Source organism: Brevibacillus borstelensis (assembly GCF_037834415.1).
In the GTDB taxonomy this organism is placed as follows: Bacteria; Bacillota; Bacilli; order Brevibacillales; family Brevibacillaceae; genus Brevibacillus; species Brevibacillus borstelensis_A.
The window spans coordinates 18,741-40,750 of record NZ_JAUMSJ010000001.1; the positions used below are offsets into that span (position 1 = coordinate 18,741).

Sequence of the window (22,010 nt, forward strand, 5' to 3'; positions counted from 1 at the left end):
TCTGCATTGAAAAGAAAGAGGAGTTTTTCGCTGTTTTTCTCGGCACTCTTGTCTTCCGCCCTGCTGATTACGGCCTGTACCGGTCAGCAGGCAAACACCGGCGATCCGCAAAATACCAAGAACGATTCTGAGCAGATCGTACTGAAGATGGGGTACTACTCCGATCCTCCCACGCAGAAAAAAATGGAAGAGCTGCTGGCGAAGTTCATGGAGAAGCACCCGAACATCAAGATCACGACAGAAACAGGGCCTCACGCGCAATTTTTCCAGAAGCTGAATACCCAGATAGCGGGCGGCAATGCACCCGATCTGTGGCTGAGCGACGGGGTGAAGGTGTTTGAATTCGCCGAACGCGGTGCGCTCAAGGACTTGCGCGAATGGATCGAAAAGGACCTGAGCAAAGACGAGTACTACGGCATGGACGCCAACAAAGGGCCAGGCGGCGAGGTCTGGGGCGTTCCCCAGGGAATCCAGATCGGGGTGCTCTACTACAACAAAGCCCTGTTTGACAAGGCAGGAGTCAAATACCCCGACGCCAACTGGACGTGGGATCAGGTGAAGGAAGCAGCCGAACTGATGACGATTGACGCTTCCGGCAAAAACGGCAAAGATCCTTCCTTTGATCCAAACAAGGTGTCGGAGTACGGCTTCACCATCTTCAGCAGTCCTGTCGGGGTGAGCAGAGGCTGGTTCCCGCTGATGAAGACGTTCGGCGGCGGGGTGCTGGACAGCAGCTTGCAGAAGGCCGTTCTCGACACGCCGGAAAACAAACAGGCGATCGAGTGGATGGTAGACGGCATGAAGCGGGGGATTTTCCCCGACCCGGTCGACCTGCAGAGCTTCCAGGACCCGTTTAAGCCTTTCCTGAGCGGCGTGTCCGGGATGCAGATCGACATTTACGCCGCCCGGGTAAAAATGCGCGAAGCCGGACTGAACTTCGATGTAGCGCCGATTCCGGCGGGCCCTGCCGGGAAACGCTTCGCGCCGAGCATCGTCAACTCCTGGGTGATCAGCAAAACGGCCGACGAGAAGAAAACCCAAGCGGCCTGGGAGTGGATCAAGTACTGGGCGACGGACGACGAGGCGCAGAGGGAGTGGGCGTCGCTTGGCGAAGCCATACCGGTCAAGAAAAAAGTGGCCGAGGAGGTCCTCACTTCCGACACTTCTCTGAACGCGAAGGTTTTCCTCGACAGCATGGAATTCGCCGGTTCCCTCGATGCCAACGCCGTGTTTGGCGAATGGCGCAAAGCGTTTGACGAGGCCATGTTCCCCGCGTTCTCCGGAGAGGAGAGCGTCGACCAGGGCTTAAAGAAAGCGAACGACGCCGTCCAAAAGGTGCTCGATGGCTTCTACAAGAAATAATAATCGCTTACGGGGGATAGGCAGTCATGAACCAAAACACACAACTTGCTGGTGAATGGAAAACCGATCAACGGCCTGAACCAAAGCCCCGAAAACGAAAGCGGCTCGACAGTGAGGGGAGATGGGGCATTTTGCTCATCTCCCCGTATCTGATTCACCTGATCGTCTTTGTCGCGTTCACTTCCATTGCGTCGCTGTACATCAGCTTCACGGATTACGACATGCTGAATCCGCCGGAGTGGACGGGACTGGCCAATTACAGCAAGATGATCGACGATCCGCTCTTCTGGAAGGCGCTGAAAAACACGCTCTACTTCACGATTCTGCTCGTTCCGATCAAGACAGCGCTCGCTTTGGTGCTGGCTGTCGCGCTGAATCAAAAGCTGAAAGGCTTGAAGCTGTACCGGATCGCCCATTTCATTCCGGTTATCTCGTCGTGGACGGTCATCGCATATGTGGCCGACTCGATTTTCAATCCGCGCTTTGGCTGGGCCAACAGCTTGCTCGTCAGCATGGGACTGGATCCGAAAAACTGGCTGGCCGACGAACAGCTGGTGATTCCCGTTCTCGTCGCGGTAGCGGTGTGGAAGGGCGTCGGATACATGATGGTCCTGTTCCTCGCCGGGCTGCAAAACGTGCCGGGCGATCTCTACGAGGCTGCGGAGATCGACGGAGCCGGGCCGCTGCAAAAGTTTTGGCGCATCACGGTGCCCCTGATCTCGGGGACGACCTTTCTCGTCCTGATCCTGAGCACGATCAGCTCGTTCCAAAGCTTTGAGCAGATTTACGTCATGACGGCAGGAGCGGTCGACGGCGTGGCAGGCGGTCCGAACAATGCCAGCCTGGTGCTGATGCTGCACCTGTACCGCGAAGGCTTCACCTTTTTCCACATGGGCTACGCCTCCGCGATCGCCTGGGTGCTGTTCCTGATTCTGTTTGTCTTTACCTTTATGCAGATGAAGCTGCAAAAACGCTGGGTCCACTACGATTGAGGAAGGGGGCAGCTGCAGATGAACATACGCAAATTACTCGCCTATGCCGCTATCGGAATCAGTTCGGCCATCATGTTCATTCCCTTCGTGACCGCTTTGTTCAACTCCTTGAAAACGGTGGGCCAGTTCAACAAGTATCCGCCGGAGCTGTTCCCCGACCCGATCAAGTGGAGCAACTACTCGGAGGTATGGGAGCTGGCCAATTTCAACACGTACACCTTCAACAGCCTGACGGTGTCGGTGCTGTCCATTCTGGGAGCGATCCTGTCCAGCTCGATGGTGGCGTACGCCTTTGCGCGGCTTCGCTTCCCGTTCCGGGATACGCTGTTTATGATCGTGCTCGGGACGATGATGATTCCCGGCGTCGTCACGATCATCCCGCAGTTTATCATTTTCAAGCAGCTGGGCATGCTGGATACGCTGATGCCGCTCTGGGTGCTGGAATGGCTGGGACAGCCTTTTGGCATTTTCCTGATGAGGCAGGCGTTTTTGGGGATTCCCCGGGAGTACGAAGAGGCGGCCAAGATCGACGGCTGCAATCCGTTTCAAATTTACTGGCGGGTCGCGCTGCCAATGTGCAAGCCGTCGCTGGCCACACTCGCGATTTTTACGTTCATGGCCAAGTGGAACGAAATCCTTGCGCCGGTCATCTACATTACTTCGAGAGAGAAATACACCCTGCCGATTGGCATCCTGTCGTTGAAAGGGCAGTGGACAGGGGGGAACGACCAGTACCTGGTGGCCGGGGCGCTGATCAGCCTGATCCCGATTTTGATCGTGTTTTTGATCGCCGAAAAGTACTTTGTCGAAGGAGCCAGAAGCTCCGGGCTAAAATAAGAGATGAGATGGTTTGAAAAGGAACGGGGGAGCGATATGGAATATCATCCGTGGACGTCAAAATGGCTCGATGCCGTGTGTCAGCTCTGGAACGAGCAGTGCGGAGACCGGTTTCCGATGAGGGCGGAGCTGCTTCGGCAGAACAGCCTGGATGACCCTCACCTGCTGCCGGAAGGCTCATGGGTCGCCGTAGAGGAGGAAAGCCTGCGGCCGGTCGGCGTCGTCATCGCCAAGAGATGGAGCGAGGCGGACCCTGTCACCTGGGGAAAAGGCACCGGGTGGATACAGGCGCTCCTGGTGGACCGGGCTTACCGCAGGCAGGGGATTGGCGCAGAACTGCTGAAGCGGGCGGAGAGTGCCCTCTTTCAACAGAACGTCGTCAAAATCAGCCTGGGGAGTGATTGGTGGCATTACTTTCCAGGGGTGCCTGACGAGGAGCAGGAGACAATGCGCTGGGTGGAAAGACGGGGGTATATCGCGGGAAAACAGCTGTTTGATCTGATCTCTTCGCAGGAGGAGACAGCGGAAAAGCAGCCTTCGTCCAGCGCGGAGCTGCCGGTTTTCGCGGATGTGACGTTCCGGGAGGGAAAGCCCGAGGACCGCGACGCGCTGCTGGCCTTTTTCAACAGATGCTTTCCCGGCCGCTGGGAGTACGAAGCGATCTGCTATTTTGAAAAAGGGGGGACCGGACGGGAATATGTTCTGGCTGAGAAAAACGGGACGATGATCGGCTTTTGCCGGATCAACGACGCCCGCTCGCCGATCATCGCGCAAAATGTGTACTGGGCACCCCTCTTTGCCGACGAGCTGGGTGGCATCGGCCCGCTCGGAATCGATCTGCAGGAACGAAAATACGGATACGGACGAGCAGTTGTCGAGGCGGGCATATACTTCCTCCGGCAGCGCGGAATCGAGCGGATTTGCATCGACTGGACCGACCTCGTGGACTTTTACAGAAAGCTGGGCTTTGAGGTGTGGAAGGGCTATCGCAGCTACTCCAAAATCCTGAACGTGGGGTAAAGGCAAAGAAATCAGGGGGACATCTCCACCCAAGACTCGGAAAAAGACGCCAAGCAGCAGCAAAGCTGCCCCAACATCGGTTGAGGCAGCTTTGTCGTTTTTATTTCTTTGGCTGCGGGGCCTTAAACCATTTTACGTTGAAAATAAACGAACCCGGACACGAAGAACACGGCAAAGCTGCCCAGAATGACGATGAACAGCGTTGCCTGCGGCACGCCCAGCATCCCGAGTTCGGCCTGCGACTGCGGGAGCATGGCAAGCATCGGCTGCGCCCACGGGTACCACGGGCCGTATTTCTCGGAGTTGACCAACAGGATGTTCGGCAGCGTGAAGATGGCATTGACCGCCATCGGCGCGGCGAAGCTCGACCAGGCCACAGAGACGGCGAGCTGCAGCGCGGCCAGCGGCATGCAGGCTACCCAGCTGCTGACGAGGCTGCGAATAAGAATATCCCATGGAATAGACGCCGAGAAACCCTTGGCCGCCCCGACCGCCAGCAATCCTGCGAGCAGCAGGCATTGGGCCAGGAGCAGCAACCCCATTACCATCGCGAATTTCACCACATAGACGGTGCCGCGGGATACGGGCAGCGCAAGCATCTGCTTCCAGCCGCCTCCGACATGCTCGTAGCGGCAGACGAACGCGGACAGCACGCCGGTCAGCAGCGGCAGAAACAACAGGGCGTGCGACACCGCCATCGTGGCGTACGTCATTCCCCATGCCATCTCTTCCATCTCCGTATCGATTCGCATCCCCAATCCAATGACCGTGGACAAAGCAGGACTGACGAATACCAGCAGCCAGATCGGCGATTTCCGCAATTTCAGCAGCTCGGATCGGAAAAATCTCCACATGGCCTAGCTCACGTCCTTTCGGATGAAATGGATGAGCCCGGCGGCGTAGATGAGCAGCCCCAGGACCAGCCCCGCTCCAGCCGAATAGAAGGGCTCGTTCCACTCATTTACAAGATATAGCCATTTCAACGGAAGCCAATCGCCCGCCGCTGTCCCGAACAGGCAGAGGACGGAGAAAAGAATGCCTGCCGTCAGCGGGATCGCCTGATTTTTGATCGTGATCGAAAGCCAGGTTTGCAGTGCGACAAAGGGCATCGCCGCAAGGAACGGCAAATACGACTTGACCAGCAGCGTGGCATACGGAATATCGGTGCCGTATCCGAGGGCGATGCCGAGAACGGCCGTGCCCGCCGCCAGCAATGTGCAGGCGCACGCCAGAAGCGCGCAGAGCCCGGCGAACTTGCAGGCAAAGACGCACCGCTTCGATACGGGCAAAGCCAATGTCTGCTTCCAGGCGCTCGTCTGGTGCTCGATGCCCGCAATCATGGAGGCGACAATCGCAATCCCTATCAGCAGGGTCGGCACCGAAAGCTGATGCACGTTCGCGATTACCGCCCCCCACAGATCGTCGGCATACCGCTTGGTCAAGTAATCGTACCGCAGGAAAAAATTCAGCGCCTGCAGCCCCACAACGCCGAGCGGGCCGAGTGCGATCAGAAGCCAGATCCCTTTGCGGCGGATTTTGAGCCATTCGGACGCCATCACTCTGCGCATCATAAGCTTTCGCCTCCACCGGTCAGCTCCAGGAACATGTCTTCCAGGGAACGCTTCGCCTCTTCCACCCGGTACACGGAAATATCGTTGTGCACAAGAAATTTGACCAGCCGGGCCAGTTGCTCGTCGGATTCGTGAGGCAGCAGCAGCCGATTCGCATCCGCTCGCTCCCATTCCGCCTGGATTCCGCTGGCAAGCAGCATCTTCCATGCGGTCTCGCCTTGATCGACGCTTACTCGGATACGGGAGCCCGAGTGCAGCCTTAGGGCCTCGATCGAATCCTGAAAAATCAGCTTGCCCTGCGCAATAATGCCGACCTGCGTGGCCATCTGCTCAACCTCGGACAGCAAATGGCTCGATACCAGAACGGTCATGCCAAGCTGCTTCGGCATGCTCTTGATCAGTTCCCGCATCTCCAAAATGCCGGAAGGGTCGAGGCCGTTCGTCGGCTCATCTAAAATGAGCAGCTCCGGGGCGCCCAGCAGCGCCGTCGCGATGCCGAGCCGCTGCTTCATCCCGAGGGAAAAGCCCTTGACCGGCCGCTTCGCTTCCTTCGTAAGCCGCACGACCGACAGCACCTCGTCGATCCGGGATCGCGGCACGTCAAGGATGCGGCGCACCGCCTCCAAATTTTCATAGGCGGTCAGGTGCCCGTAGTAGGACGGATATTCCACCAGCGATCCGACGCGGCGCAGCACCGACAGCCTGTCCTGCTGCAGGTCGCGTCCGAAGATCCGCACGGTGCCGTGAGTCGGCCGGATCAGGCCGAGCAGCATCCGGATCGTCGTTGTCTTTCCCGCACCGTTCGGTCCGAGAAAGCCGTAGATCTCGCCTTGGTCGATCCGCAGGTCCAGACGATCGACGGCCATTTTATTTCCCAGCTTCTTGGTTAATTGATATGTCTCGATTACGGCTTCGCTCATGATAGCCCATCACCTCAATACCGGATTGTAACGGTTCGAGGTTAAATCCACGGGAGGGCGAAGGTTAAATTTCGTTTAAACGCAAGCCGGCAATGGTCATTCGGGTTCCTCCGCTGTCGCTGTCGACCTCCCACTTCAGTTGCATTTCTTTCAGCATCAGCTGCACGATCGTCAGGCCGATCCCGGCTCCCCGGTTCAGCGACTTGCCGTTCATTCCCGGTCCCCGGTCCTCAAGGCGAATGGCTGCCTGTCCGCTCCGGCTCGAGCCTGACGGAAAGATAGCGGCCGGTCCGGGCATGCCGGAGCACATTTTGCAGGAGATTGTCCAGAATGCGTTCGATCCACATCGGGTCGACCCGGCATACGACAGCCGATTCCGGAAGCTCCAGCTCCACGGTGAAGCCCTCTCTTTCAAAGGCGGGGTACCAATGGGACAATATCGTCCGCAGCAGCCGGACCATGTCGGTTGGCTCCGGACGATACGGGTATTTGCCGGCTGACAGCAGCGTATAGGAGAGCAGGTTGTCGATCAGCTCAGCCAAATAACCGATCTTGTGGTCGATCAGCTCGACTGATTGCCGACCTTGCTCGCTGAGCTTCTCCTGCTGGAGACTGTAGGCGTGGCTCCGGATGGACGTCAGCGGCGTGCGCAAATCGTGCGACAGGTTGGCGATGAGCTGTCGGCGCAGCTGCTCCTCTTCCTGCTCCCGCTTCCGGCCGAGCTCAAGCTGCCTGACCATCGCGTTGAACGCTTGCTCCAGCCTCCCGATTTCGTCCGGATCGTTCACCTCGATCGGCGTCGGAATGCCGTTTTCGGTCGGAGACGTCATTGCCACCTCCAATCCAAGCAACCGTTTGCGCAGGCGGTAGATAAAGATCCAGGAAATGAACAAAAACAAGCCGAGAATGACCAGTGCGACGGCGATGAAGAGATGATCCCGCTTCTCCCACAGCTGCTCGCTGCTTGTCCGGATCACGGAACGGTTGACCTGGAAAACCATAAAGCCTTTGTCCCGACTGTCTCCGATAAAGGCCACCGTCGTGAACGGATCGGCATCGTAGCGCTCCTTCATAAACTGGATCGTATAGGCCGGCGTCCACTGATCGGGGATGTCCACGTCCTTTGGAAGCGTAAGCCTCGTTCTTCCCTGCGAATCGACCCAGAAGACGGAAGCTTGTTCGTACATTTCTTTCAGCTGGGTCAGTCTCCGGCTGATCGCTTCGTCATCGGCACCGGCAAGCTGCCTTGCTTCCTGATGCCACATCTGCTCCAGCCTGCCCCCGTTCTGATACATGTTCGGCTCGCCATTATCCGGCAGCACCATATGCAGCGCAATCGACAGCAGCGGAAACAGCATCGGCAGAAGCAGCATTGCCAGCAAAACAATCAGCAAGTATTTGAACAGCAGCGAATTGCGGAATTTCATAGCTTCACCCGGTAGCCGATGCCGCGAATCGTCTCGATCAGCGCCGGCGCGCTCGGATCGAGCTCGATTTTTTCGCGGAGATGGCGGATGTGCACGTTCAGCGTTTTGTCTCCTTCGATGTACGGCTCACCCCAGACCGCCTCATAGATTTGCTCCTTGGTCAAAATCCGGTTTGCATGTTTCAAAAGGTACATAAAAATCTGCAACTGCTTCCCGGTCAGCACGATCTCCTCGCCCGAACGACTGTCTATGATGAGGTTCCCGCCGATGTCGACAGTGATATGACCGAGCCGCAGCGCTTGCGAAGCCGCCGAACCGTAACGCCGCAGCAGCACCTCGACTCGCGCAGCCAACTCGTCGGGGTGAAACGGCTTCGTCAAGTAATCGTCGGCGAACTGCAGCCCTTGCAGCTTGTCGTCTACCGCCGTGCGAGCCGAGAGCATCAAGATCGGGAGCTGCGGCGCCGCCTTCTTCAGGCGCTGTCCGACGGTAAAGCCGTCCAGGCCAGGCAGCATCACGTCAAGAATAACCAGATCGGCGGCTTCAGCGTATTGCGCCGCACGCTCTCCCGACGTCAACCAGTTGACCGCATACCCCCTTCCGGACAAGTCTTCTTTGACCCAGGCACCGATGTCGGCATCGTCTTCGATATACAAAATGCGTTTGTTCAGCATGGCGGCTTTCCCCCGTCCTTTTTCCGTTTGCGGATTCTCATTCCATCTCCTTGAGAAATGTATCTGATGCGGTTGGGCGCGATCATTTCATTAAATAAATGATGCTAAATTCTTTTAAAAATAACAAAAAAACAGACGCTGGTCATGCCTCGTATGCATGCGAACGGTATACAAACCGCATCCGCACACCATGTTTGCACTTCCTCTATGTACAGGTGACGGGAGTGTACGAGATAACCTGTCTTATATAATAGCAATAATTACCGTTAAGCGATAAGAAGAGGTGGAAAAGAAGATCCCGGCCCGGAAAAACGATAATATTTTTGCTTTCATTCCGGAAACAGGACGTTTTACGTGAATTTGTTTCGGAATAGAACAAGCGGGATTGAAATCTGTCTAAAGTGCAGGGGAACGCATGCATCACTGGTGATCAAAAGGAAAGGCTTTTGGGAAAGGGAAGGCGTTTGCACGGCAGAGAAAAGGGAGGGAGGCCGACGTGGGCGGATCACGTCGGCCTTTGCTGCTTCTACCGGTAGGCGGCTATCGCTAGATTTTCGTGAGCAGCAGGGCAAACAGCGCACTTCTTTGGGCGAGCTGATCGACCACGACATGCTCGTATTCCGCGTGGGGGCCATCGCCGAATGCGCCCAGTCCATCCAGAGTCGGAATGCCCAAAGCCGCGGTAAAGTTGCCGTCGCTGCCGCCGCCCACGGCCGCTTCGGTCAGAGCGAATCCAAGCTCATCTGTGCATTGATTCGCCAGCGCAAACAGACGAGCCGTTTTTTTCGTCCGCTCCATCGGGGGACGGTTGAGTCCGCCGTCCGTTTTCAGTTTGATTCCGGGCAGTTTGGGCTTAGCTCCGTTGATGGCAGCCTGGACCCGCTCTGCCTCTGCCTGGCTGGAAATGCGGACATCGATGTCGAGCCGCGCTTGTTCGGCGACGACGTTGGACCGGGTGCCCCCGGAGGCGATCCCGACATTGACGGTCGTGCCTTTGGCGTAGTCTGTAAGGGCGTGCAGGTCCAAAATCTGAAGGGCCATTTCCTGGACCGCGCTGATGCCGTCCTCGTGATGATTTCCGGCGTGGGCCGCTTTGCCTGTGATCGTCATGGCAAACCGGCCGACGCCCTTCCGCGCCGTCTTGAGCGCTCCCGAAACGGCGACAGCGGGCTCGGGAACGAGGGCCGCCACGCTTTTGCGGGCTTCTTCCTCGATCAGGGAGCGCGAGGTGTCGCTGCCAGCCTCTTCGTCGCTGGTCAGCAGAAAGACGACCCTTTTGTCGAGGACAATGCCCAAATCCTTGCAGGCCTTCAGCGCCCAGAGCGCTTGAATGATGCCGCCCTTCATGTCGAAAATGCCGGGGCCGTACGCCTTGTTGCCCTCGAGCCGGTAGCTGAGCCTGCCGATGTCCCAGACCGTATCCATATGGCCCATGATGAGGATTTGCTCGCTGCCTTCGCCGAAGCGATAGCGTAAATGATTGCCGGTTCTCTCCATCGGGATCACCTCGGCGGACAGCCCCAGATGCTGGCGGAATAGCTCCTGAAAGACTTCGCCGCAGCGGTCTACGGCTGCTTTGTCGTGCGTGGGCGACTCTGCCCGGACGACACGCTCCAGATCGGATAAAATCAGGTGTTCCCGTTCTTTCAGGTAGGACAGGATGGATGACATGGATTTCTCCTCCTCGCTATGTTTATATCGGCGGGATCAGCCGGTACACTTTTCGCGGCCGCCCGCGGCTGGCCGGAGCCTCTTCTCCGGTAAGCTCGGCAAGGCCGTTCTTTTCCAGATCGCTTAAAATGCGGCGGGCATTTCGCTGGGTCATCCCCAGCCATTCCGCCGCCTCCACGGCGCTGATGCAATTTTGCCCCAAATTTTTTTGTACCGAGAACAGCTTGTTGTATGTCGTGATCGTGACGCCAGCCTTGCGCAGCAACAGGCTCATTTCCTTGCTTTCCGTCCGGTATTGATAAGAGATGCTGTCCGGCGTGTACAAGGGGCCTTCCATCACGCCTTCGTCATTGACGAGGATCGCGTTGGAGACGCCTGTCTGTTTGGCGTGGAGCAGCGCCAGCTGGGCGTTTTTTTCCGCTGCCAGAGCGGTGGCGCCGAAGCCGACGCCGATGTGCGTGGGCAGATCGGCGATGAGCCAGATTCGCTCCATCAGGGCGGACGGAGGAAACGTCCGGTTGTCTTCAAACGCTCCCCGGGTGGAGAAGACCAGGTGCTTGCCGTTCCCCAGAGGCACGACGGCACCCGCTTGCGCTTCGACGTAATCGAGAATGGTCTCCTGCAGCTTCAGCTCTAAACGATGGACCTCGTAAATCCCTTTATTCTCGCCAACCAGCTTGTCCAAGCCGTCGACAACCACCATCTGAACGGCGATTTGCGACTTTTTGAAGTGCAGTGCTTCTCCTTCCTGACTGGCCAACTCCAGCATGGTGCGGATCGCCATCCGGTCGTGGGTGATCCGGTAAACAGGGATTCCCAGCGCTTTTAGTTCGTCGTAGACGGAGCTGATGCAGGTGGCGCAGGCATCGACCTTTCCCTGTGCATACAGACCCGTATGAAAGGCGATCAGCTCCAAGGAAGGCATGTAGCCGGAATAGGAGAGAAGATGGAGCTGATCGCAGGGAAGATCGAGATCGGAGCACATTTCCCGAAACGCCTCCGGTGAAATGGTGTCAAAGCTGACGCGCTCCAGGCGGCGATGATCCCGGTATGCCAGCTCAAGCAAGACTCTCGTCAGACTCGATCCCTGGAGCTGGGGAAAGAACGCCTTCTGCTTGCGAATCTGCTCTTTGGCGATGGCAAAAGGGGCCTGTCCCGAAAACAGCCAGATATCGACCGAATCGGCCGCGGCATGGACAATTCCGCTCGCTTCTGCGGCATTTTGATAGACATAAGGAATGAACTGCATGCGGTCCTTGTACTCTTCACCGACTTCGTAGATGAGCTGGACGGAATCCCGGGGGCCGACAACCCCGACTCTGATCATCATGACTCATGGGCGCACAGGGCGCAAAAGGCGAGCGTTTTCACGGCGATGGGCAAAACCCTCTCGTCGATGTCGAAGCGCTCATTGTGATGACCGGCAGCCAGCGTCGTTCCAAATGTCAGATAGGAAGCGAGACCGCCGTTTGACTGGACTCGTTCCATCATGTACGTGGCGTCTTCCGAACCGGATGTCTGGAACCGGTCCAGGACGGAGGCGACCTCGGCTACTTTTTCCGCCTGACTGCGGATAAACGGAAGCAGCTCCGGGCTTGGGGAGCATTGCTTTGCTTTTCCCGCGATCCGGACGCTCGCCATAACGCCGTACATCTCGGCAGCCCCCTCGATGATCTCCATCGCCCGGGCGAGCGTGTATTCATTTACCTCGCTTGTTTCTCCGCGCGTTTCCAGCTTGAAGGAGGCGTGATGGGGAATGATGTTGCGTCCGCTGCCGGCGTGCAGGACGCCTACATTGACGCGCGAGTTGCCGCCGCTGTGCCGGGGGATCGAGTGGAGGCCGAGAACGGCGGAGGCGGCAGCGAGCAGCGCGTTTTTCCCGTCTTCGGGATGTCCTCCCGCGTGCGAGGCTACTCCTGTATAAGTCACATCAACCTTGGTCGTAGCCATGTACCCATAGGTTCCGCAAGCTACCTCGCCGAGCGGCACGCCGATGCCGATATGGCAGGCAAAAAAACGGTCGACATCATCGACAACTCCCGCGTCTACCATGGACTTGGCTCCCCGGACGCCTTCCTCCGCCGGCTGGAAAATCAGCTTGATTTTGCCTCGAAGCTGGTCTTTCATCTGGCTCAGCACGTAGGCCAGCCCGAGCCCGATCGTCGTGTGGGCATCGTGGCCGCAGGCGTGCATCATGACGGGGTTGACGGAAGCAAAGCCTTCTGCAGCCGGAATGTGATCGGGCGCATCCGATTCCTGCAGGTCCAGCGCATCCATATCGACGCGAAAAGCGACCGTAGGACCTGGACGCCCTGTGTCGAGAATGCCGACGACTCCGGTGAAGCCGCCGGAAAATTGCGGCAGCCATTTGGCGATGGCTCCCTGGTTTTGGGCGCGGTGCTGCTGCGCAGCCAAAAACGACTCGTCAGGCACACCCATTCTACCTTCCGCATGGATGACTTCCCGCCCGGCCTTGACATCATAGCCCCAATCGGACAGGCGGTCGGCAACGATGCTGGCAGTCCGAAACTCCACCCAGCCTGACTCGGCGTACTTGTGAAAATCGCGGCGCCAGCTTATAAGCGAGGGGGACAGCTCTTCTACTAGTCTGTTTACATCTTCAACCATATGCGTCTCCTTTTTTGCGGCGTTCTATTTTAGGAATAATTTAGGAATTACTCCTTAATTCAAATGAGTTTCTCTAATGGAAATGAAAATCCTTCCAATAAATTTTATTTTATTGGAACAATTTAGAATATTTTGAGTTGACACAAAGGTGAACCGACCCTATAGTTTTAAATTAAGGAATCTTAAAGGAATATTTCCAAAAAGAAGGAGGAGAGACAGGTGCAGGACGTTTTTTCCTACATCGAACAAAACCGGGAGACGTACATCCGGTGGCTGCAAGACATCTGCAAGCAACCGAGCGTGGCGGCGCAAAACCGCGGCATGAAGGAAACCGCTGACATGGTGGAGCGCTTCGTCCGCGAAATCGGCGGAGAGGCGGAGCAACTGGAAACGTCGGGCTATCCGGTCGTCTTCGGACAATTCAAGGGCGAGAGCGAACGGATTTTGTCCTTTTACAACCATTACGATGTCCAGCCGGAAGATCCGCTCGATTTATGGAACTCTCCGCCTTTTGGCGCGGAGATCCGGGATGGATACATGTATGCGCGGGGAGTGGCCGATAACAAGGGCAATCTGATGGCCCGCCTGGCTGCCGTCCACGCTTACCTTCAGGTACGGGGCAAGCTGCCTGTAGGAGTCAAGTTCATCGTCGAGGGCGAGGAAGAGATCGGCAGCGTGCATCTGGAGGAATTCGTGGAAAAGTACGCGGACCGGATCGGAGCCGACGGATGCGTCTGGGAGTTTGGCTATAAAAACGCTGACGGACGGCCGCAGATCAGCCTCGGGGTAAAAGGGATGTGCTATGTGGAGCTGATTTGCCGGGGAGCCAACACCGATCTCCACTCCGCCAATGCGGCGATAATCGAAAACCCCGCCTGGCGCCTGATCTGGGCCTTGAACACGCTGAAGGGACCGGATGAACGTATCCGCATCGAAGGCTTTTACGACAAGGTTGCGAGTCTGAGCGATGACGATACGCTCATGCTGGAGCAGATGATTTACAACGAAGAAGACACGCTGGCAAAGCTGGGGCTGAAGTCCTTCCTGCTGGACCTGAAAGGAATTCCGCTCAAGCAAAAGCTGATTTTCCAGCCTACTTGTACCGTTTGCGGCATCGTCTCCGGCTATATCGGCCAGGGCTCCAAGACGGTGCTGCCGGCAGAGGCGAGGGTGAAGCTCGATTTCCGGCTCGTGCCCGATCAGGACCCGCGCGAAATACTCGCGCTTTTGCGGAAGCATTTGGACGAGCACGGATTTTCGGACATCGAGATCCAATCGTTTACGCTGGAGCATCCGGCCCGTACGCCGCTGAACAATCCGCTGACCCGCGCAGTCGTGAACACCTCCAAGCAGATTTACGGAATGGAACCGACGATTATGCCGATGTCGCCAGGAACAGGCCCGATGTACATTCTCTGCCAGCACCTCGGCATCCCCGCCGTATCGGTCGGCGTCGGCAACTTCGCCTCCAACAACCACGCGCCAAACGAAAACATCAGCATCGACGACTACATACAGGGGATCAAGCATATCGCCGCGATCCTCGAAGAGTTTGCGAAGGAAGCGTAGGAGCCGCAAATCGCGGGAACCAAAGAACCGCGAAGGTAAATCGAAGAATTGCAAGTACCGTATAACCGCTGGAGCAACAAGAGCAGTAGGAGCCGGAAACAGCGCGGTAACGAAAAAGGAGGCGTTCGTCATATGGGCCAAACCCCAGCCTTGTACCAAACCTCCGAGATTCTTGCCAAAGCAAGCGTCTTGAGAGAGCAAATCGTGGCGTGGCGGCGGGACTTTCATCAGAACCCCGAGCTCAGCTTTGAAGAGAAGCGCACCTCGGACATTGTCGCAGCCCACCTGGAAAAGCTGGGTCTGGAAGTAAAGCGGGGCCTCGGCAGGACAGGCGTTGTCGGAATTTTGCGAGGAAAGCAGCCGGGACCCACGATCGGGCTGCGTGCCGACATGGATGCACTGCCGATACACGATCAAAAAGATGTGGTCTATCGCTCGACGGTAAACGGCAAAATGCACGCCTGCGGCCATGACGCTCACACCAGCATGTTGATGGGGGCAGCCCAGTTCCTCAGCCAGGTGGAGCGGCCGGAAAAGGGAAATGTCGTCTTCGTTTTCCAGCCGGCTGAAGAGGGAGGCGGTGGCGCGCAGGTCATGATCGAGGACGGCTTGCTTCGGGAGACAGGCATTGAGGCAATGGCCGGACTCCATGTCTTTCCGGGAGTGCCTGTGGGCCGGGTGACTGCCGTGCGGGGCGTAGGCTGCGCCGCAGCGGACACGATCCATATCCGGGTCATCGGCCGCGGCGGCCACGCGGCACATCCGCATTTGGCAGTAGATTCCGTCGCGGTCGCAGCGGAGGTGATCTCGGCGCTGCAGCAGATCGCGAGCCGCCATGTGGACCCGCTCGATCCGATCGTGATTACGATCGGCAAAATTCAGGGAGGGACCGCAAACAATGTGATCGCACCGGAGGTAGAGCTTTTCGGAACGGTCCGCACGCTCAATCCGGCGCTCCGGGAGCAGATGCCGGAGCGGATCGAGAAGGTGATCGCCGGCGTTACCCAAGCCTTCGGCGCCACCTACTCATTTGCCTACGAATTCGGGTACCCGTCGATTTTAAACGACGACGGCATGGTGGACCTTTTGCTCCAAACGTCCGATGACGTTCTGGGCGAGGGCAAGTACCAGCTCGTGAAACCGTCCATGGGAGGGGAAGACTTCTCCTATTACACCCACCATGTGCCGGGCGTATTTTTCCGCCTGGGTGCGGGCAACGAAGACCAGCGGACCCGATATCCGCTGCATCACCCGCTGTTCGACATCGATGAGGACGCGCTTCCGATCGGCGTCGCCATGCTGTCGGCGTTCGCCTTGAAGTATTTGGAGCGCTAGGCGGGAGCAGCATCAGTGTATCCATAAGGGGGAAAACAGACATGAAAAAACGGATTGCAGGCATGGGCCTCGCAGCGATTCTGGCTTTGTCGGCGGCACTCGTCGGCTGCAGCAGCCAATCCAGCTCGCCGGCTCAACCGTCAGGGAAAAAGGAAACGACGCAGCCCGCTGCACAGAACGGAGAAAAAGTGCTGACGATTGCCAGCGGCAGCGACATTGTCACCTTTGATATCCACGATCACAACAACACATCCACGGAAGCTGTACACGTCAACATGTTCGATTACCTGGTGCGAAAGGACGCCCAGCAAAAGGTGCAGCCCGACCTTGCGGCTGAGTGGGAGACCGTAAACGACACGACATGGCGCTTCAAGCTGCGCGAGGGCGTAAAATTCCATAATGGCGACGAGTTTACCGCAGAGGACGTCAAGTTCACGCTGGAGCGGGTTGCCACCGACAACAAGCTGCTGGAGTACGGAAACTACAAGCAGATCAAAGAAGTGAAAGTAATCGACCCGCATACGATCGAAATCATCACCCACGCGCCGGAACCGGTCCTGCTGAACCGTCTGTCCCGCCTCGGATCCGGTATCCTCCCGTCCAAGTACATCAAGGAAAAGGGCTGGGACGAGTTTCTGAAAAACCCGGTGGGAACAGGCCCGTACAAGCTGGAAAAGTGGGTGCGTGACGATCGCCTGACGCTGGTCAAAAACGATGAGTATTTCGGCGAAAAACCGAAATGGGACAAGGTTGTCTTCCGCTCCATTCCGGAAGACGCGACCCGCGTAGCCGAACTGTTGACAGGCGGCGTCGATATCGCCGTAAACATCCCGCCGAGCGATCTGCAGCGCGTCAAGGACAACGACGGCACCGACACCAAGCAAGGACCGACCCAGCGCGTCATGCAGCTGACCCTGCGGCTGACGCCGGGAACGGTGACCGAGAATCCGAAAGTGCGCGAAGCCATCGATTTGGCGATCGACAAGCAGGCGATTGTCGACAATATCCTCGCTGGCGGAGGAGTGCCGACCCGGACCCGTGTGACTCCGGGCAACTTCGGCACCAATCTCGACCTGTACAGCAAAACGCTCTACGATCCGGAAAAGGCGAAGCAGCTTCTGGCGGAAGCAGGCTATGCCAACGGTCTGGAGCTGACGCTGAACGCGACGAGCGGCCGTTACCTGAAAGACAAGGAAACCGCGGAGCTGATTCAGGCGATGCTGGCCGAGGTGGGCATCAATGCCAAACTGGAGCTGCTCGAGTGGAGCAAGTTCAACGAAAAGTACAAAGCGAAAAAATTTGATGAAGTGTTCATGATCGCCTACGGAAACTCCATGTTTGACGCGTCTCTGGCGTTTGACCGCCTGACTTCGGAACGGGCCAAGGGCGAGTCGGATTACAGCAATCCGGAGCTGGACAAGCTTTTGGCCGACGGCGAGAAAAACATGAACATGGAAGAGCGCGAAAAGCAGTATAAACAAGCGCAGGAAATCATCGCGGAAGAGCGCCCGCACATTTACCTGTACCAAATGAATGCCAACTATGGCGTGAGCGACCGCATCAGCTTTGAACCGCGTTTGGACGAAATGCTGTACGTGGACGAAATTACACTGAAATAAGAAAAGGGTGCAGCGAATGGGGTCTCCACTGGCGAGACCCCTTCCTGTTCCAGGCCGAAAGCGGGCGAACAAGCTTTTGCCAAACGCAAATGTTTCGGGAGGTGACAGCGTGAGACAGTATTTGTTGAAGTCGATTCTGCAGATTATCCCCGTACTTTTTCTGATCTCGATCATCGTCTTCGTGCTGGTGTACATTACCGGAGACCCGGTGTCTCTGATGCTGTCCGATACGGCGACAGACGAGGATCGGGAAATCCTGATCGCGGCGCTGGGATTGGATCAGCCGATGCACATCCAGTATTTCCGTTTTCTCGGCAATATGCTGCAGGGGGACTTTGGCACGTCATTCCGCTACGACATGCCCGCCCTGCCGATTGTGTTGGAGCGTCTGCCCGCCACCTTTGAGCTGGCGATCGCAGCCATGATCGTCGCCACGGTGATCTCGATTCCGCTTGGCATTTTGTCAGCCACCAAGCGAAATTCCTTTCTGGACATTTTTGTCTCGGGCGCTTCCGTATTAGGGAAGGCGATGCCGCACTTTTGGCTGGGAATCATGCTGATTTTGTTATTTGCCGTGGAGTGGAAGTCCTTGCCGGTGTCGGGTAGAGGTTCATGGGACCATCTGATTCTGCCCGCCTTTACATTGGGAACGGGAATCGCTGCCGAGATGACGCGGCTGATCCGTTCCAGCATGCTGGAGATTTTGGGGCAGGACTACATCCGCACAGCCCGGAGCAAGGGGCTGATCGAAACGCTTGTCGTCTACAAGCACGCTCTCAGAAACTCGCTCATCCCCGTCGTGACCATCATGGCGCTGCAAACCTCCACGCTGATCGGCGGGACGCTGATTACAGAGACGATCTTTTCCTGGCCGGGCATGGGGCAGCTGATCATCCAGGCAGTAAACACCCGCGATATGGCCATCGTCCAGGCCGCCGTTTTTGTCGTCGCCTTCCTGGTCATCGTCAGCAACATTCTGGCCGACATTCTGTACCGCGTGTTGGACCCGCGGATCAAATACAACTAAACGGAGGTGAGCCGCATGTCTCTTCCCCTGGAATCGCAATCAGCGCAAGTAACAAGCGTCGGCCAGGCGGCCAAAAAGCCGGGGCAGCTCCGCCGTTTGGCCCGCATGCTGTTGAAAAGCAAAACAGGAACGATCGGACTTTTGATTGTTATCGTCGTCGTATTCATGGCCATCTCCGCCAGCTGGATCGCCCCTCACGATCCGGCCAAAACACAGGCGGCGCAGCGACTCAAGCCCCCCATGTGGATGGAGGGAGGCTCGCCCGCAAATCCGCTCGGCACCGACAATCTGGGGCGGGATGTGCTCAGCCGCATCATCTACGGCTCGCAGGTGTCTCTGCTGGTCGGGGTGTGCGCCGTCGCCGTAGCGGGCGCGATCGGAGTCGTTCTGGGGCTCGTCTCCGGCTATTTCGGCGGGCTTGTCGACAATCTCATCATGCGGACGGTCGACTCGTTTCTGGCCATTCCCAACATCTTGTTCATGCTGGTGATTTTGACGGTTCTCGGGCCCAGTCTGCCGACCTTGATCCTCGTTCTCGGCTTTACCAACTGGGTCAAGTACGCCCGCATCATCCGCGGCGAAGTGCTCAGCGTCAAAGAGCGCGACTTCGTCAGGGCGGCTCGCACTGTCGGCGCGAGCGACGGACGGATTATTTTTACCCACATTTTGCCCAACGTCATCTCTTCCTTTATCGTCGTCTCTACCTTGAGCGTAGCCACGACGATTATTGCGGAAGCTTCGCTGAGTTTTCTCGGACTGGGAATTCAGCCGCCGACTGTCTCCTGGGGCGGCATGCTGAGCGACGGCCGGCAGTATCTCGCCACGAGCTGGTGGGTAGCCACCTTCCCTGGCGTAGCGATAACGATCACCGTTCTTGGGATCATGTTTCTCGGAGACTGGCTGCGCGACATTCTGGACCCTCGCATGAAGGCAAGAGCGAAGTAGGGAGGGGAGATTCGATATGGAAGCAAACTTGCTGGAAGTAAAAAATTTGCGGACGCATTTCAAAACGGAGGACGGCGTCGTTCCTTCCGTAAACGGCGTCTCCTTTTCCGTAGCGAAGGGAGAAACGCTTGCCATCGTCGGCGAATCGGGCTGCGGCAAAAGCGTCACCTCCCTCTCGATCATGGGGTTGGTCGCTTCGCCCGGAGAAGTGGTGGGCGGAGAAATCTGCCTGGAGGGCCAAAACCTGCTCGCGTTGAGCAAAAAAGAGCTTCGCAAGCTGCGCGGCAACAAGCTGTCGATGATCTTTCAGGAGCCGATGACGTCGCTCAATCCCGTATTTACGATCGGGAACCAGCTGGGGGAGGTGTTTCGCCAGCACAGACAAATGGACAAGAAGCAAGCGCGGGCCCACAGCATCGAAATGCTGGAGCACGTCGGCATCCCCAACGCGGAAAAAATCGTCGATTCCTTTCCCCACCAGCTGTCAGGAGGGATGCGGCAGCGCGTGATGATCGCGATGGCGCTGGCCTGCAATCCGGCCCTGCTGATCGCGGACGAACCGACGACCGCTTTGGACGTGACGATTCAGGCGCAAATTCTCGAACTGCTGAAAAAGCTGAACAAGGAGCTGCAAACCGGGGTTATTCTGATTACCCACGATCTCGGGGTCGTGGCCGAGATGGCCGACCGGGTGGTCGTGATGTACGCGGGAGAAGTGGTGGAGCAGGCGGACGTTTTTTCCCTTTTCGCGGAGCCCAGGCATCCGTATACAAAAGGGCTGCTCGGTTCGCTGCCGAAGCTGGACGAAAAACGCGAGGAGCTGGAGTCGATCCCCGGCTCGGTGCCCAATCCGCTCGACATGCCGGGCGGCTGCGCCTTTCACCCGCGCTGCCCTGCCGCCACCGAGGAGTGCAAGCAAACCAAGCCGCAGCTTCAAGAGGTGGCCCCGAACCATCTGGCACGCTGCTTCTACGCGTAAAGGAGGCACATGAGCTATGGACCAGACGAAAGAACCGCTGTTGGTGGTGAAAGGGTTAAAAAAGCATTTTCCCTACAAGAAAGGCATGTTTTCCAAGGAGACGGGCTACGTCCGGGCCGTGGATGGCGTCGACTTTACCGTGTACCGCGGGGAAACGCTCGGCATCGTCGGCGAATCCGGCTGCGGCAAGTCGACCACCGGACAGATGATTTTGCAGCTCCTGGAGCCGACCGAAGGCGAGATTTGGTTCGAGGGCAGAAATCTTTCCGCTCTCGGCAAAACACAGGTGCGGGCGCTGCGGCAGCATCTGCAGATGATCTTTCAGGACCCGTACTCCTCGCTGAATCCGCGGATGCGCGTGGAGGACATCGTGGCCGAGCCGCTGCGCGTACACGGTACGCACAAAGGGTCCGAGCTGAAGGAGAAGGTCGTGGAGCTGCTGCGCCTCGTCGGACTGGATGCCCACCACATGAGCCGCCACCCGCATGAGTTCAGCGGCGGGCAGAGACAGCGGATCGGCATTGCGCGGGCCCTCGCCTTGAATCCCAGCCTGATCGTTTGCGACGAACCGGTATCGGCCCTCGACGTGTCGATCCAGTCGCAGGTGCTGAACCTGCTCAAGAAGCTGCAAAAGGAGCTAAAGCTGACTTACATTTTCATTGCTCACGGCTTGCCTGCCGTCAAGCATATCAGCGACCGGATCGCGGTCATGTATCTCGGCAAGATCGTGGAGATGGCAGAGCGCGACGAGCTGTTCGCAAACCCGCGCCATCCCTATACGGAAGCGCTCCTGTCGGCCGTCCCGATCCCTGACCCGACGCAGCGAAAAGAGCGGATTGTCCTGCAGGGCGATTTGCCGAATCCGGCCAATCCGCCGTCCGGCTGCCATTTCCACACCAGATGCCCGTATGTGCAGGATGTATGCAGACAGACTGCGCCGACATTGACAGAAGGTCACGGCGGGCATTTTGTCTCCTGTCATTTTCCGCTCGGTCAAAGCAGGGAAGGCATTTTGGAATGAAACGGGCGTTTGTTTCACTTAGATGGAGGTGCCCCGAGGTCTCTGGCAGACCGAGGGGCACTTTTTTAGGCAGAAGAGACGGTGCGGGCATCAGGGGATTTGACTTGTTGATCGAATTCATGCATAATAGCCATAAGCTTAATTTCCGATTTGCATAATCGGAAAGCGGGGGAACCACTTTTTCCGGGGCGAATCGGCAGCATCTCTGCCGTAGGGAACCATCTTTCCCGAGTCCGTCAGCTAACCTCGTCAGCCTCAAGATGGGTCAAAACAAGCAATCCGTGTCGGATGATTTCGATGTGGAGAACAATTCGGTTTTTTGACCCTATGCTTTTGCAGGGTCTGTTTGTGTTTGCTATAGACATGACCCTGCTTTGGCGGGGTCTTTTTTATTTCCAAAAAACACAGACGAA

The 22,010-nt window shown here is 57.3% G+C and carries 20 protein-coding genes and 1 riboswitch; of the genes, 11 read left to right on the plus strand and 9 right to left on the minus strand.

Annotation, left to right across the window (positions count from 1 at the left end):
- Positions 1-6 precede the first annotated feature (6 nt).
- From Q3F21_RS00100 to Q3F21_RS00115, 4 genes are read left to right on the plus strand one after another with little or no spacing between them, the layout of a single operon-like run.
- Positions 7-1,362 (plus strand): ABC transporter substrate-binding protein, encoded by a 1,356-nt coding sequence (locus tag Q3F21_RS00100; RefSeq protein WP_340248835.1) that lies wholly within the window; start codon positions 7-9, stop codon positions 1,360-1,362.
- 26 nt (positions 1,363-1,388) lie between these two features.
- Positions 1,389-2,354: a carbohydrate ABC transporter permease gene (locus tag Q3F21_RS00105; RefSeq protein ID WP_340248838.1), complete on the plus strand. Its 966-nt coding sequence runs from the start codon at positions 1,389-1,391 to the stop codon at positions 2,352-2,354.
- An 18-nt stretch (positions 2,355-2,372) separates the two neighbouring features.
- Entirely contained in the window at positions 2,373-3,191 is an 819-nt protein-coding gene (locus tag Q3F21_RS00110; protein ID WP_340248841.1) for a carbohydrate ABC transporter permease, read from the plus strand.
- Between the two features lie 36 nt (positions 3,192-3,227).
- Entirely contained in the window at positions 3,228-4,211 is a 984-nt protein-coding gene (locus Q3F21_RS00115; protein ID WP_340248843.1) for a GNAT family N-acetyltransferase, read from the plus strand.
- Between the two features lie 122 nt (positions 4,212-4,333).
- Here the strand turns inward: Q3F21_RS00115 and Q3F21_RS00120 are convergent, their stop codons facing one another.
- The 9 genes from Q3F21_RS00120 to Q3F21_RS00160 all read right to left on the minus strand — a co-directional run bounded on the left by Q3F21_RS00120 (position 4,334) and on the right by Q3F21_RS00160 (position 13,102).
- Positions 4,334-5,065 carry an ABC transporter permease gene (locus Q3F21_RS00120; protein WP_340248845.1) on the minus strand — a complete coding sequence of 244 codons (732 nt, stop codon included), beginning with the start codon at positions 5,063-5,065 and terminating at the stop codon, positions 4,334-4,336.
- Between the two features lie 3 nt (positions 5,066-5,068).
- Entirely contained in the window at positions 5,069-5,782 is a 714-nt protein-coding gene (locus Q3F21_RS00125) for an ABC transporter permease (protein WP_340248847.1), read from the minus strand.
- The gene (locus tag Q3F21_RS00130) at positions 5,779-6,702 is read right to left on the minus strand and encodes an ABC transporter ATP-binding protein (RefSeq protein WP_340248850.1); all 924 of its coding nucleotides are present in this window, start codon (positions 6,700-6,702) and stop codon (positions 5,779-5,781) included. Before Q3F21_RS00130 ends, Q3F21_RS00125 begins: the two co-directional genes overlap by 4 nt.
- A 64-nt stretch (positions 6,703-6,766) precedes the next feature.
- Positions 6,767-6,916: a hypothetical protein gene (locus Q3F21_RS00135; protein WP_340248853.1), complete on the minus strand. Its 150-nt coding sequence runs from the start codon at positions 6,914-6,916 to the stop codon at positions 6,767-6,769.
- Between the two features lie 16 nt (positions 6,917-6,932).
- Positions 6,933-8,129, minus strand: coding sequence for a histidine kinase dimerization/phospho-acceptor domain-containing protein (locus Q3F21_RS00140; protein WP_340248857.1), 1,197 nt, complete (start codon positions 8,127-8,129; stop codon positions 6,933-6,935).
- Positions 8,126-8,803 (minus strand): response regulator transcription factor, encoded by a 678-nt coding sequence (locus tag Q3F21_RS00145; RefSeq protein ID WP_340248859.1) that lies wholly within the window; start codon positions 8,801-8,803, stop codon positions 8,126-8,128. The genes Q3F21_RS00140 and Q3F21_RS00145 overlap by 4 nt, the downstream gene beginning before the upstream one ends.
- 546 nt (positions 8,804-9,349) lie before the next feature.
- Positions 9,350-10,474 (minus strand): M20 family metallopeptidase, encoded by a 1,125-nt coding sequence (locus Q3F21_RS00150; protein WP_340248861.1) that lies wholly within the window; start codon positions 10,472-10,474, stop codon positions 9,350-9,352.
- A 22-nt stretch (positions 10,475-10,496) separates the two neighbouring features.
- The gene (locus Q3F21_RS00155) at positions 10,497-11,804 is read right to left on the minus strand and encodes a hypothetical protein (RefSeq protein WP_340248862.1); all 1,308 of its coding nucleotides are present in this window, start codon (positions 11,802-11,804) and stop codon (positions 10,497-10,499) included.
- Complete coding sequence (locus tag Q3F21_RS00160) at positions 11,801-13,102, minus strand: amidohydrolase (RefSeq protein WP_340248864.1); 1,302 nt, start codon at positions 13,100-13,102, stop codon at positions 11,801-11,803. Before Q3F21_RS00160 ends, Q3F21_RS00155 begins: the two co-directional genes overlap by 4 nt.
- 219 nt (positions 13,103-13,321) lie before the next feature.
- On the opposite strand from Q3F21_RS00160, the gene Q3F21_RS00165 reads away from it, so the two are divergent.
- The 7 genes from Q3F21_RS00165 (at position 13,322) to Q3F21_RS00195 (ending at position 21,597) form a co-directional block, all read left to right on the plus strand.
- Positions 13,322-14,671, plus strand: a complete 1,350-nt coding sequence (locus Q3F21_RS00165) for a M20 family metallopeptidase (protein WP_340248866.1) — start codon at positions 13,322-13,324, stop codon at positions 14,669-14,671.
- 132 nt (positions 14,672-14,803) lie between these two features.
- Positions 14,804-16,006, plus strand: coding sequence for an amidohydrolase (locus Q3F21_RS00170; RefSeq protein WP_340248869.1), 1,203 nt, complete (start codon positions 14,804-14,806; stop codon positions 16,004-16,006).
- 41 nt (positions 16,007-16,047) lie between these two features.
- Positions 16,048-17,625 (plus strand): ABC transporter substrate-binding protein, encoded by a 1,578-nt coding sequence (locus Q3F21_RS00175; protein ID WP_340248872.1) that lies wholly within the window; start codon positions 16,048-16,050, stop codon positions 17,623-17,625.
- A 109-nt stretch (positions 17,626-17,734) separates the two neighbouring features.
- Positions 17,735-18,652 (plus strand): ABC transporter permease, encoded by a 918-nt coding sequence (locus tag Q3F21_RS00180; protein ID WP_340248875.1) that lies wholly within the window; start codon positions 17,735-17,737, stop codon positions 18,650-18,652.
- A gap of 15 nt (positions 18,653-18,667) precedes the next feature.
- Positions 18,668-19,597, plus strand: coding sequence for an ABC transporter permease (locus Q3F21_RS00185; RefSeq protein WP_340248878.1), 930 nt, complete (start codon positions 18,668-18,670; stop codon positions 19,595-19,597).
- A gap of 16 nt (positions 19,598-19,613) precedes the next feature.
- Positions 19,614-20,576 carry an oligopeptide/dipeptide ABC transporter ATP-binding protein gene (locus Q3F21_RS00190; RefSeq protein ID WP_340248882.1) on the plus strand — a complete coding sequence of 321 codons (963 nt, stop codon included), beginning with the start codon at positions 19,614-19,616 and terminating at the stop codon, positions 20,574-20,576.
- A 16-nt stretch (positions 20,577-20,592) separates the two neighbouring features.
- The gene (locus Q3F21_RS00195) at positions 20,593-21,597 is read left to right on the plus strand and encodes a dipeptide ABC transporter ATP-binding protein (RefSeq protein WP_340248885.1); all 1,005 of its coding nucleotides are present in this window, start codon (positions 20,593-20,595) and stop codon (positions 21,595-21,597) included.
- Between the two features lie 125 nt (positions 21,598-21,722).
- A riboswitch (cyclic di-AMP (ydaO/yuaA leader) is annotated at positions 21,723-21,867 on the plus strand.
- The last annotated feature ends 143 nt before the right edge of the window (positions 21,868-22,010 follow it).

Coding starts and splice junctions, on each gene's coding strand:
- Q3F21_RS00105 (WP_340248838.1), top strand. CDS start 1,389: ATGAACCAAAACACACAACTTGCTGGTGAATGGAAAACCGATCAACGG.
- Q3F21_RS00110 (WP_340248841.1), top strand. CDS start 2,373: ATGAACATACGCAAATTACTCGCCTATGCCGCTATCGGAATCAGTTCG.
- Q3F21_RS00115 (WP_340248843.1), top strand. CDS start 3,228: ATGGAATATCATCCGTGGACGTCAAAATGGCTCGATGCCGTGTGTCAG.
- Q3F21_RS00120 (WP_340248845.1), bottom strand. CDS start 5,065: ATGTGGAGATTTTTCCGATCCGAGCTGCTGAAATTGCGGAAATCGCCG.
- Q3F21_RS00125 (WP_340248847.1), bottom strand. CDS start 5,782: ATGATGCGCAGAGTGATGGCGTCCGAATGGCTCAAAATCCGCCGCAAA.
- Q3F21_RS00130 (WP_340248850.1), bottom strand. CDS start 6,702: ATGAGCGAAGCCGTAATCGAGACATATCAATTAACCAAGAAGCTGGGA.
- Q3F21_RS00135 (WP_340248853.1), bottom strand. CDS start 6,916: ATGAACGGCAAGTCGCTGAACCGGGGAGCCGGGATCGGCCTGACGATC.
- Q3F21_RS00140 (WP_340248857.1), bottom strand. CDS start 8,129: ATGAAATTCCGCAATTCGCTGCTGTTCAAATACTTGCTGATTGTTTTG.
- Q3F21_RS00145 (WP_340248859.1), bottom strand. CDS start 8,803: ATGCTGAACAAACGCATTTTGTATATCGAAGACGATGCCGACATCGGT.
- Q3F21_RS00150 (WP_340248861.1), bottom strand. CDS start 10,474: ATGTCATCCATCCTGTCCTACCTGAAAGAACGGGAACACCTGATTTTA.
- Q3F21_RS00155 (WP_340248862.1), bottom strand. CDS start 11,804: ATGATGATCAGAGTCGGGGTTGTCGGCCCCCGGGATTCCGTCCAGCTC.
- Q3F21_RS00160 (WP_340248864.1), bottom strand. CDS start 13,102: ATGGTTGAAGATGTAAACAGACTAGTAGAAGAGCTGTCCCCCTCGCTT.
- Q3F21_RS00170 (WP_340248869.1), top strand. CDS start 14,804: ATGGGCCAAACCCCAGCCTTGTACCAAACCTCCGAGATTCTTGCCAAA.
- Q3F21_RS00175 (WP_340248872.1), top strand. CDS start 16,048: ATGAAAAAACGGATTGCAGGCATGGGCCTCGCAGCGATTCTGGCTTTG.
- Q3F21_RS00185 (WP_340248878.1), top strand. CDS start 18,668: ATGTCTCTTCCCCTGGAATCGCAATCAGCGCAAGTAACAAGCGTCGGC.
- Q3F21_RS00190 (WP_340248882.1), top strand. CDS start 19,614: ATGGAAGCAAACTTGCTGGAAGTAAAAAATTTGCGGACGCATTTCAAA.
- Q3F21_RS00195 (WP_340248885.1), top strand. CDS start 20,593: ATGGACCAGACGAAAGAACCGCTGTTGGTGGTGAAAGGGTTAAAAAAG.